General features: G+C 42.3%; 7 protein-coding genes and 2 rRNA genes (1 of these 9 running past the window's edge). 7 read left to right on the top strand and 2 right to left on the bottom strand.

What is annotated here, in order from left to right:
* Positions 1 to 67: 67 nt before the first annotated feature.
* The 5 genes from def to CRI9333_RS26285 all read left to right on the top strand — a co-directional run bounded on the left by def (position 68) and on the right by CRI9333_RS26285 (position 4,133).
* Positions 68 to 592, top strand: a complete 525-nt coding sequence (gene def, locus CRI9333_RS23070; protein ID WP_015205571.1) for a peptide deformylase — start codon at positions 68 to 70, stop codon at positions 590 to 592.
* Between the two features lie 343 nt (positions 593 to 935).
* The gene (locus tag CRI9333_RS23065) at positions 936 to 1,511 is read left to right on the top strand and encodes a TerD family protein (RefSeq protein WP_015205570.1); all 576 of its coding nucleotides are present in this window, start codon (positions 936 to 938) and stop codon (positions 1,509 to 1,511) included.
* A gap of 12 nt (positions 1,512 to 1,523) precedes the next feature.
* On the top strand, positions 1,524 to 2,126 hold the full coding sequence (locus CRI9333_RS23060) for a TerD family protein (protein ID WP_015205569.1): 603 nt from the start codon (positions 1,524 to 1,526) through the stop codon (positions 2,124 to 2,126).
* A gap of 57 nt (positions 2,127 to 2,183) precedes the next feature.
* On the top strand, positions 2,184 to 2,756 hold the full coding sequence (locus CRI9333_RS23055) for a TerD family protein (RefSeq protein WP_015205568.1): 573 nt from the start codon (positions 2,184 to 2,186) through the stop codon (positions 2,754 to 2,756).
* Between the two features lie 123 nt (positions 2,757 to 2,879).
* Positions 2,880 to 4,133 (top strand): TerD family protein, encoded by a 1,254-nt coding sequence (locus CRI9333_RS26285; protein WP_015205567.1) that lies wholly within the window; start codon positions 2,880 to 2,882, stop codon positions 4,131 to 4,133.
* Between the two features lie 226 nt (positions 4,134 to 4,359).
* On the opposite strand, the gene argS is transcribed toward CRI9333_RS26285, so the two are convergent.
* Both argS and nadC read right to left on the bottom strand, forming a co-directional pair.
* Positions 4,360 to 6,117, bottom strand: coding sequence for an arginine--tRNA ligase (gene argS / locus CRI9333_RS23040; protein ID WP_015205565.1), 1,758 nt, complete (start codon positions 6,115 to 6,117; stop codon positions 4,360 to 4,362).
* 18 nt (positions 6,118 to 6,135) lie between these two features.
* Complete coding sequence (gene nadC, locus CRI9333_RS23035; RefSeq protein WP_015205564.1) at positions 6,136 to 7,047, bottom strand: carboxylating nicotinate-nucleotide diphosphorylase; 912 nt, start codon at positions 7,045 to 7,047, stop codon at positions 6,136 to 6,138.
* Between the two features lie 869 nt (positions 7,048 to 7,916).
* Here nadC and CRI9333_RS23030 point away from each other — a divergent pair.
* Both CRI9333_RS23030 and CRI9333_RS23025 read left to right on the top strand, forming a co-directional pair.
* A 16S ribosomal RNA gene (locus CRI9333_RS23030) occupies positions 7,917 to 9,407 on the top strand.
* Between the two features lie 275 nt (positions 9,408 to 9,682).
* Positions 9,683 to 10,554 (top strand): 23S ribosomal RNA (locus CRI9333_RS23025) (it continues 2,024 nt past the right edge of the window).
* Together the 16S and 23S rRNA genes form the textbook arrangement of a ribosomal RNA operon.

Genomic DNA, 10,554 nt, shown 5'->3' with positions numbered 1-10,554 from the left:
TCCACCCTGAAAAGCGATCGCACTACCTTAGCACACACCCAAACCTCCCCTTTAACCAGACTGCGCCATGACTGAAATTTTAGAAATCTCCCAACTTGGCAATTCTATCCTGCGACAACAAGCACAACCCATAGAAAATATCCACGACGAACATATCCAAAAGCTAATTGACGACTTGATCGCCACAGCCATAGCATCTAACGGCGTTGGCATAGCAGCGCCACAAACAGCCCAATCTTATCGCTTATTCATTGTGGCATCTCGCCCTAACCCCAGGTATCCCAGCGCCCCAAAAATGGAACCTACAGCCATGATTAATCCCAAAATCATTAGTCATTCATCAGATGTAGTCAAAGGCTGGGAAGGTTGTTTAAGTATTCCAGGTATTCGCGGTTTAGTTCCCAGATATCAAACTATTGAAGTCGAATACACCAGCCGTGATGGTAAGTTACATCGTCAAGAATTAACAGATTTTGTTGCTCGGATTTTTCAACACGAATACGATCACCTTGATGGCATCTTATTTATAGATCGGGTAGAAAATACCCAAGAACTTATGACTGAGCAAGAATACCTGCAACAAATTATTTAAAAGCAGGTAGCGATCGCTACAACTTTTAGGAAAACAAGTAGCGATCGCTACAACTTAACTGTTGATAATACAAAGAAACAAGCTTTAGCAGTAGGTATGATCGACGTAGAAAAAGGAGCGATCGCCCTCTTCACAAAGATATATATTTTAACTTATTAATAAGATTTAATAGCTAATTGTATAGATATTTTAAAAAACTCCAATTTTCTTGACATTACTACTACAAACCATATAAGTTCTAAGCAAGCTACAAAACTCCCTTAATTGTTTACTGTCTTTAAAAGTAAGCAAATTTTTACAGCATTAAAATATTGGCGGTCGCAATCAAGGAGCATCTTAAATAATGGCAGTTTCACTCACAAAAGGGCAACGAGTATCGCTTGATAAAGTAGCACCAGGGCTATCTGAAGCATTCGTTGGTTTAGGTTGGGACATTAAATCCACAGACACAGGCTATGATTTCGACCTTGATTCCTCACTATTCCTATTAGGTGCAAACGAAAAACTTTTATCTGATAACCATTTCATTTTCTACAATAATCTCATCAGTCCAGATCCCGATAAATCAGTTCAGCACATGGGGGATAATTTGACAGGCGCTGGTGAAGGAGATGATGAACTTATCAAAATCAACCTCAAAAAAGTACCAAACGAAATTCAAAAAATTGTGATCTGTGTAACTATCCATGAAGCACAACAACGCAAGCAGAATTTTGGTCAAGTACAAAACGCTTTCGTCAGATTAGTTAATGCTCAAACTCAACAAGAATCTGTCCGTTATGACTTAGTTGAAGACTACTCCGTAGAAACAGCTTTAATCATGGCTGAACTTTACCGCAAAGACGGCGAATGGCGGCTCAATGCAGTCGGCGCAGGGTATCAAGGCGGTTTACAAGCATTACTAGATCGCTATAGCTAACAGGTTAAAAAAATGGCAATTAATCTAGAAAAAGGTCAACGCATCTCGCTTTCTAAAGAAGCACCAGGACTAACAAAACTCATGTGCGGACTAGGATGGGATGTAGCAAAACCTTCAGGTGGTGGTTTGTTTGGAGCCTTCAGCAATAATGTTGACTACGACCTTGATTCATCTGTTATTTGTTTAGATGAAAATGATAAAGCCAATAATCAGGGTAATGTCATTTATTTTAGTAATCTCCAACATAAATCAGGAGCTATTACTCATCTAGGTGATAATCTTACGGGTGCAGGAGACGGGGACGACGAGCAAATTCTTGTGAGTTTAAATCAGATACCAGCAGAAATTTCTAAACTGGTTTTTACTGTCAATATTTACAATTGCCTAGAACGTAAACAAGATTTTGGACAAATTAAAAATGCCTTTGTACGCTTGGTAAATATATCCAACAATAAAGAAATTGCTCGGTATAACTTATCAGGTCAAGAATACAAAGGTATGACAGGAATGATTATGGCTGAAATCTATCGGCACAATAACGAGTGGAAAATGGCAGCAATTGGTAACGGCGTTAAAGTCAATGGTTTGGGTGAGCTTGTTAAAGCTTATGCTTAACTAACCTGTTAGTATAAATTTTGAACCGAAGTTGTTTTGTATAAATCAAGAGAAATTATGTCAATTAACCTCAGCAAAGGTGAAAGAATTAATCTTTCCAAAGAAGCTCCTAGTTTGACAAAAGCCGGAATTGGTTTAGGATGGGATATCAACGCTACAGACACAGGGGCAGCATTTGATTTAGATGCTTCTATATTTATGTTAGGAGCTAATGGCAAAATTCCTAACGATCAATACTTTGTTTTCTACAATAACACCCAATCCCCTGACGGTTCCGTCAAGCATTTGGGAGATAGCCTTACCGGAGAAGGTGCAGGAGATGATGAAACAGTTGAAATTGATCTTAGTAAAGTAGATGCTTCAATTCAAGAAATAGTTTTTGTTGTCACCATCCATGAAGCAGATACAAGAAAGCAAAATTTTGGGCAAGTCAGGAATTCTTTTATCAGAATTTACGACAACGCTACAGAAAAAGAAATTACCAAGTATGAATTAGAAGAAGATTTTTCTACAGAAACAGCAATTGAATTTGGGAAACTTTACAGAAAAGACGGGGATTGGAGATTTCAAGCTGTCGGCGCAGGATATAAAGCAGGACTGCAAAAATTTGTCGATCAGTATGCTTCTTAAATAGTTATCTCAAGAAGCTAAAGAAAACAAAATAATTAAGAAGGGGCTAACAACGATGAATGCCCCCTTTTTATTAAATTTTTAATCTCCCAGCATAATTATTTATCAGAGGATGCAGACAAGATGGGAATTCAATTAACCAAAGGTGGCAGGTTCAATCTTTCTAAAGAAGCGCCAAATTTAAAAAAGCTTGCTATTGGCTTGGGTTGGGAAGTAAGTAATTCAGGACAAAATTATGATATAGATGCTTCTGTATTTATGTTAGGCGCGGCAGGCAAAGTAATTAATGAAAAATACTTTGTATTCTACAATAATTTGAAATCACTTGATGGCTCAGTAATACATTCAGGCGATAACAAAACTGGGCAAGGTGAAGGTGATGATGAAACCATTTATGTAGATTTGCCAAAAGTTAAAATTGCTATTGAGCAAATTGTTTTTGTTGTTACAATTCACGAAGGAAAAGAAAAAAATCAAAATTTTAGCCAAATTAAAAAGGCGTTTATCAGACTTTATAATCAAGAAACCGGAATTGAGTTAGCTCGATATGATTTAAAAGAAACTTTTTCACAAGAAACTGCTTTAGAGTTTGGCAGGTTATATAAAAAAGATATTGATTGGAGATTTCAAGCAGTAGGGGAAGGCTATAAAGCCGGATTACAAAGTTTTGTAGATAAATATTTGGTTGAGAATAAACATCAAGAACAAGAACAGAAAAAAGAATCTCAGCCAGCTATCTCTCAAGGTAGTAGTAAGAGCAACGGTGCGATGGTTATTCAGCTTAAGAGAGTTGGCGATTCGCATACGTTTAATCTTCGCAAGTCGAGTGACTCTGAGCAGTTACTGATTCAGGTTAACCTCAACTGGAATCGGCAGGAAACCCAGAGTGGTGGGTTATTAAAAAATATCCTTGGTATGAACAAAACACCCGATCTAGATTTAGGATGTATATATGAAATGAATGATAGTCAAGAAGGAGTTATTCAGCCTTTAGGAAACAATTTTGGTTCTAAAGATTCTTTTCCCTATATTTGGCTTGATCGAGATGATCGTACTGGGGCTGCGGTAAACGGCGAAAATCTTTACATTTTTAGACCCGATTTGATTAAACGAATTATGTTCTTTGCGTTGATATATAGGGGAGCTTCTGATTTTAAGTCGGTTCAAGGGCGTATGCTTTTTAAAGTTAGCAATGGGGAAGAGATCTTTCTTGAACTTGATAATCCTGATAATAATCGACCTTTTTGTGCTGCTGCAATGATTAAGAATACTGGCTCCAAAATTGTAGCTTCTAAAGAAGAAAAATACTTTTCAGGGCATGAGGAAGCAAGCAAGCACTATAAATTTGGATTAAATTGGACTATTGGTTTTAAATAAATGTCTCTGTACAATCGCCTAGATTTAACCAAATATAATCGCAAACTTAAACAAATTCCCCTTTTCCAACGTCTCAATCTCACTAGATCCCCCAAACTTCGATGTCAGGGATGCCCTTCAATTATTCAGTATGAATGGGAATTACGTCTACCAAATTAAATATTTTATTCTTCCCCTACTCCTTTTTATTGCTGGAGAGGGGAAATTTATTTACACAATCTGTGACCTACATTCTTTCTAAAACTGGAATACCTAACAAGGTTAATCCTAACTTCAACGTTCTAGCGGTCAAATCACACAACGATAACCTTGATATGCGTTGCGGTTCTTCCGCTTGCAGTACAGGACAGCGATCATAAAATTGATTAAACTTCTGACTAAGTTCAAACAAATATTGACACAACCGATTTGGCATTAAATCTTGTTCAACTTCTCTAAGAACTTCACTCAGTTGTAAGAGATGCTTCGCCAAAACTAATTCTGTTTCTTCCTGCAATAAAATTTTGGCATCTGCACCCAAGTTATCAAAATCAATTCCACCTTTACGGCTAATTCCTTGAATCCGCACATAAGCATAAAGCATATAAGGTGCGGTATTACCTTGCAAAGCCAGCATTTTATCGTAACTAAACATATAATTGCTGGTACGATTTTGGCTTAAATCAGCATATTTAACCGCACTAATACCAACAGTTTTAGCTACGTTTTCAATAAATTCTTCAGTTTCTTGTCGTCCTTCTTCCTGTAATCTAGTTTTTAAGTCAGTACGCGCCCGTGCGATCGCCTCATCCAATAAATCACGCAACCGTACAGTTTCCCCAGAACGAGTTTTCAGCTTTTTATTATCTTCCCCTAACACCAGCCCAAAGGGAACATGAACCACTTCCACATCATCTGGAATCCACTCCGCCCGTCGTGCTACCTGGAAAAACTGAGCAAAATGATTTGCTTGTCCAGCATCCGTAACATAGATAATACGTTCCGCGCCATCCTGTTCAATCCGATAGCGCAACGCTGCTAAATCAGTAGTAGCGTAGTTGTATCCACCATCTGACTTTTTCACAATCAACGGTAGAGGCTGTCCTTCCTTATTAGTAAAACCATCCAGAAAAACGCACATAGCACCAGCGTTTTCTACCAACAAACCCAGCTTATCTAAATCTTCTAAAACTGCTGGTAGCAAAGGATTATAAAAAGATTCACCACGTTCTTGCAGATGAACATCTAGTAAATCATAAATTACCTGAAACTCGCGCCGAGATTGCTCACACAATAACTGCCAAGCCCTGTTAGTATCTTCAGCACCAGCTTGCAGTTTAACAACTTCCTGCCGCGCTAGTTCTTGAAATTCCTGATCTTCATCAAACCGCTTCTTAGCTTGACGATATAAAGAAACTAAATCACCTAAATCCAAAGCATTAGCCGTAGTCAAAGCTTCTGGATATGCTTCCCGCAAATAAGCGATCAACATTCCAAACTGAGTACCCCAGTCGCCGACATGATTCAGTCGCAGGACATCGTGACCCCAAAATTCTAAAATCCGAGCAATGCAATCTCCAATAATAGTAGAGCGCAAATGCCCAACGTGCATTTCCTTAGCAATATTAGGGCTAGAAAAATCAACTACTACTCGCTCTTTAGTTTTAGGAGATTCAACCCCCAATCGAGCATTTGCCTGAATAGCATTGAGTTGGGCTTCTAAATATTCCGGTTTGAGTGTGAAATTGATAAAGCCTGCACCTGCAACAACAGGCGGTTGACAGATATCATTGATATCAAGATGCTGAACAATTGCTTGTGCGATCGCTCGTGGCGGCTTCCCCAACCGCTTAGTCAGAGATAGAGGCGCATTTGACTGATAATCACCAAACTTAGGATTACTAGCATTTACCAGCATAGGATCGCATCCAGCATACTCGCTGCCAAAGGCTGCAATCAAAGCCTGATCAAATTTCTTTTTTAGTTGTTCTACCGTAGAATTCATTGAGCTTTTGTTGGGGATTTAACCGAGCGTTTCTTTCTCCTCCATACTACTAAGGTCTAGGTTCATACTCAAATCCAACCAAGTTGAGCGAGTAATCGGCGCACTGCTGGATATATAATCCACACCCGTTTCAGCAACCGCGCGAATAGTTTCCAAAGTGATATTACCCGAAGCCTCAATTTTGATGCGATTATTGCGATCGCGAATTATCTCTACAGCTTGACGCATCATTTCCACAGGCATATTATCCAGCATGATAATATCCGCTCCATACTGCAAAGCTTCTTTAACTTGCGCCAGTGTTTCCGTCTCCACCTCTATAGTTAACGGATAAGGCATTTGGGAACGGATGCGAGTAATAGCTTTTTCTATTCCTCCAGCCGCTTCAATGTGATTATCCTTAATCATCACTGCATCATCTAATCCCATGCGATGATTAACCGCCCCTCCCACCTGAGTAGCGTACTTTTCCAACAGCCTTAATCCAGGGGTAGTTTTGCGAGTATCCACCAGCTTTGTTGGTAAATCTGCTATTTGCTCAACATATTTACGAGTTAATGTTGCAATTCCACTTAGTCGCATAGCTAAATTTAAAGCAACTCGTTCTCCCGTCAGCAACGCTGACAACGACCCCTGCATCTGTGCAACAACCTGTCCTCGCTGACAAACTTCACCCTCAGCCGCGACAGCCACAAAACTTACATCTGAATTCAAAAGTTGAAATACTCGCCCAGCTAAAGGTAATCCTGCAATCACACCAACTTCTTTAGCAGTCCACGAAGCTTGACCAGAACTAGATTCCCAGCCCAACAACCCTTGAGTTGTGCGATCGCCCCGACCAATATCTTCTAATAACCAGTTGTGGAGGAGTGGATCTAGTACTATCCAGGGAGGTAAAACTGCGATCATTTGTTTGAGTTGCTCAGTCATAGCCATTGCCTCTTTACCAGAAAATTGGGTTTAAGCTTTCCCGTCATAGATCGGACGGCTTTATATTAAAAAGATATGATTTTAAACATACTTTTAACGATTCCAATAAGACTCTTATTTTGTAAAAGAGAGAAGTGGAAAGGTAATCAACAACGTTAAAAACCTCGCATTTAACTGATGCACTGAACCTTGATAACCTAAGCTAGGGCGTTCCGCAGAGAAATGTTTCTGCGGGTAAAAGTTCAGAACACCAAGCAATAGAGAACCGAGTAATCGTGTTTAAACTATACGGTAGAACATACCGAAATAGGGTGTTGAAATACACTGAAAGACTGAGGAGAGAACCATCTCTGGATTCGACACCGCAAGGGGTTTAGTTTAAGTGGACTCAGTAAACTAGTAATTCTGAGAGGCGACTTCAGAAGAATCCCTCTACCATCAGGTCGGGGAGTATGTCAAAAATTATCACTCATGCAATAGAGCGTAGTGAAAGGCTTGCGATCGCTCACTAATAACCTTGCCAGTTGTTCATAACCCTGTGTTGATGAATATACGGCTAGGTAATCAACCTACGAAGACTGTAACTTTGGCTAGCCCCAATCCCAAAGATATAGGCAGTTTGAAGCGATCTGAAAAAAAATTCTCTCAAAAGGTTGACAGTTTGAATTGTAGTTGCTACATTAATAAAGCGGTCGAGAGAAAAGACGCGAAAGCGCAGCACTCACGAAGCGCCTGAACCTAGAAAATTATATAGTTTGAAAGCTTTATAGCACGAAACCTCGTCAAAAAGCAATTAAGCCTCAAAGGTAATAACTTTGAGCAAAATGGAACTGTGGTTCCAAAAGTAAGCCGAGCAAAACTCATTACATAAAATGGAGAGTTTGATCCTGGCTCAGGATGAACGCTGGCGGTCTGCTTAACACATGCAAGTCGAACGGGTGTAGCAATACATTAGTGGCGGACGGGTGAGTAACGCGTGAGAATCTGGCTTTAGGTTCGGGACAACCACTGGAAACGGTGGCTAATACCGGATGTGCCGAAAGGTAAAAGGTTTACCGCCTGAAGATGAGCTCGCGTCTGATTAGCTAGTTGGTGTGGTAAGAGCGCACCAAGGCGACGATCAGTAGCTGGTCTGAGAGGATGATCAGCCACACTGGGACTGAGACACGGCCCAGACTCCTACGGGAGGCAGCAGTGGGGAATTTTCCGCAATGGGCGAAAGCCTGACGGAGCAAGACCGCGTGAGGGAGGAAGGCTCTTGGGTCGTAAACCTCTTTTCTCTGGGAATAAGAAAGTGAAGGTACCAGAGGAATCAGCATCGGCTAACTCCGTGCCAGCAGCCGCGGTAATACGGAGGATGCAAGCGTTATCCGGAATGATTGGGCGTAAAGAGTCCGTAGGTGGTGATTCAAGTCGATTGTTAAAGAGCGGGGCTTAACCCCGTAGAAGCAGTGGAAACTGAATCACTAGAGAGAGGTAGGGGTAGAGGGAATTCCCGGTGTAGCGGTGAAATGCGTAGAGATCGGGAAGAACACCAGTGGCGAAAGCGCTCTACTGGACCTCATCTGACACTGAGGGACGAAAGCTAGGGGAGCGAAAGGGATTAGATACCCCTGTAGTCCTAGCCGTAAACGATGGATACTAGGTGTTGTCTGTATCGACCCGGACAGTGCCGTAGCTAACGCGTTAAGTATCCCGCCTGGGGAGTACGCACGCAAGTGTGAAACTCAAAGGAATTGACGGGGGCCCGCACAAGCGGTGGAGTATGTGGTTTAATTCGATGCAACGCGAACAACCTTACCAGGGCTTGACATGTCTGGAATCTTCGTGAAAGCGAGGAGTGCCTTCGGGAACCAGAACACAGGTGGTGCATGGCTGTCGTCAGCTCGTGTCGTGAGATGTTGGGTTAAGTCCCGCAACGAGCGCAACCCTCGTCCTAAGTTGCCAGCATTAAGTTGGGCACTCTGAGGAGACTGCCGGTGACAAACCGGAGGAAGGTGGGGATGACGTCAAGTCAGCATGCCCCTTACGTCCTGGGCTACACACGTACTACAATGCTACGGACAAAGGGCAGCCAACCAGCGATGGTGAGCAAATCCCATAAACCGTGGCTCAGTTCAGATTGCAGGCTGCAACTCGCCTGCATGAAGGTGGAATCGCTAGTAATCGCCGGTCAGCATACGGCGGTGAATTCGTTCCCGGGCCTTGTACACACCGCCCGTCACACCATGGGAGCTGGTCATGCCCGAAGTCGTTACCCTAACCTGTAAAGGAGGGGGATGCCGAAGGCAGGGCTGGTGACTGGGGTGAAGTCGTAACAAGGTAGCCGTACCGGAAGGTGTGGCTGGATCACCTCCTTTTAGGGAGACCAACTACAAAGTGTGAACTCACAGATTCACCCACAGTAGTCATCCCAGGTCAAGCGAGAGTTAGTCTAAAGGCTTTCAAACTATTAATGGTTCGGTTTAAACAATGTGGAAACACATCTAGCAATCTGACAATAACGAGAGTCAGCCTGCTGGATTTAATCCAGCTAGAACCTTGAAAACTGCATAGCAACAAAAAAAGTAGGTAGTCGAAACAGAACTACGAAGTGTGAAAACACCAGTAGAAAACCTGTTTGACAATTAATAGTGGTCAAGATAATAAGGGCTGATGGTGGATACCTAGGCACACAGAGGCGAAGAAGGACGTGATTACCGACGAAACGCTCCGGGGAGTTGGAAGTAAACATTGAGCCGGAGATGTCCGAATGGGGCAACCCTTTATACAACCTGTTGAATCCATAGACAGGTATGAGCCAACCCAGCGAATTGAAACATCTTAGTAGCTGGAGGAAAAGAAATCAACAGAGATTCCCTTAGTAGCGGCGAGCGAAGCGGGAACAGCCTAAACCACGAAGTATATCTTTGTGGGGTAGTGGGACAACAGATACAAGACCCATGAAGCTAAACGAAGCAGCCTGATTGCTGCACCAGAGAAGGTGAAAGTCCTGTAGTTGAAAGTGAATTGGGCTTAGTTGCATCCCGAGTAGCACGGGTCACGAGAAATCCCGTGTGAATCAGCGAGGACCATCTCGTAAGGCTAAATACTCCTGTGTGACCGATAGTGAACAAGTACCGCGAGGGAAAGGTGAAAAGAACCCCGCAAGGGGAGTGAAATAGAACATGAAACCATCAGCTTACAAGCAATGGGAGGACGATTAAACGTCTGACCGTGTGCCTGTTGAAGAATGAGCCGGCGACTTATAGGCACTGGTAGGTTAAGGTAAGATTTACCGCAGCCATAGCGAAAGCGAGTCTGAATAGGGCGTTTAATCAGTGTTTATAGACCCGAACCCGGGTGATCTAACCATGTCCAGGATGAAGCTTGGGTAACACCAAGTGGAGGTCCGAACCGACCGATGTTGAAAAATCGGCGGATGAGGTGTGGTTAGGGGTGAAATGCCAATCGAACCCGGAGCTAGCTGGTTCTCCCCGAAATGTGTTTAGGCGCAGCGGCTGAGAT

The organism is Crinalium epipsammum PCC 9333, from assembly GCF_000317495.1.
GTDB lineage: Bacteria > Cyanobacteriota > Cyanobacteriia > Cyanobacteriales > PCC-9333 > Crinalium > Crinalium epipsammum.
Note: the sequence above shows the minus strand (reverse complement) of the source record. Positions and strands in the feature narration are given on the sequence as shown.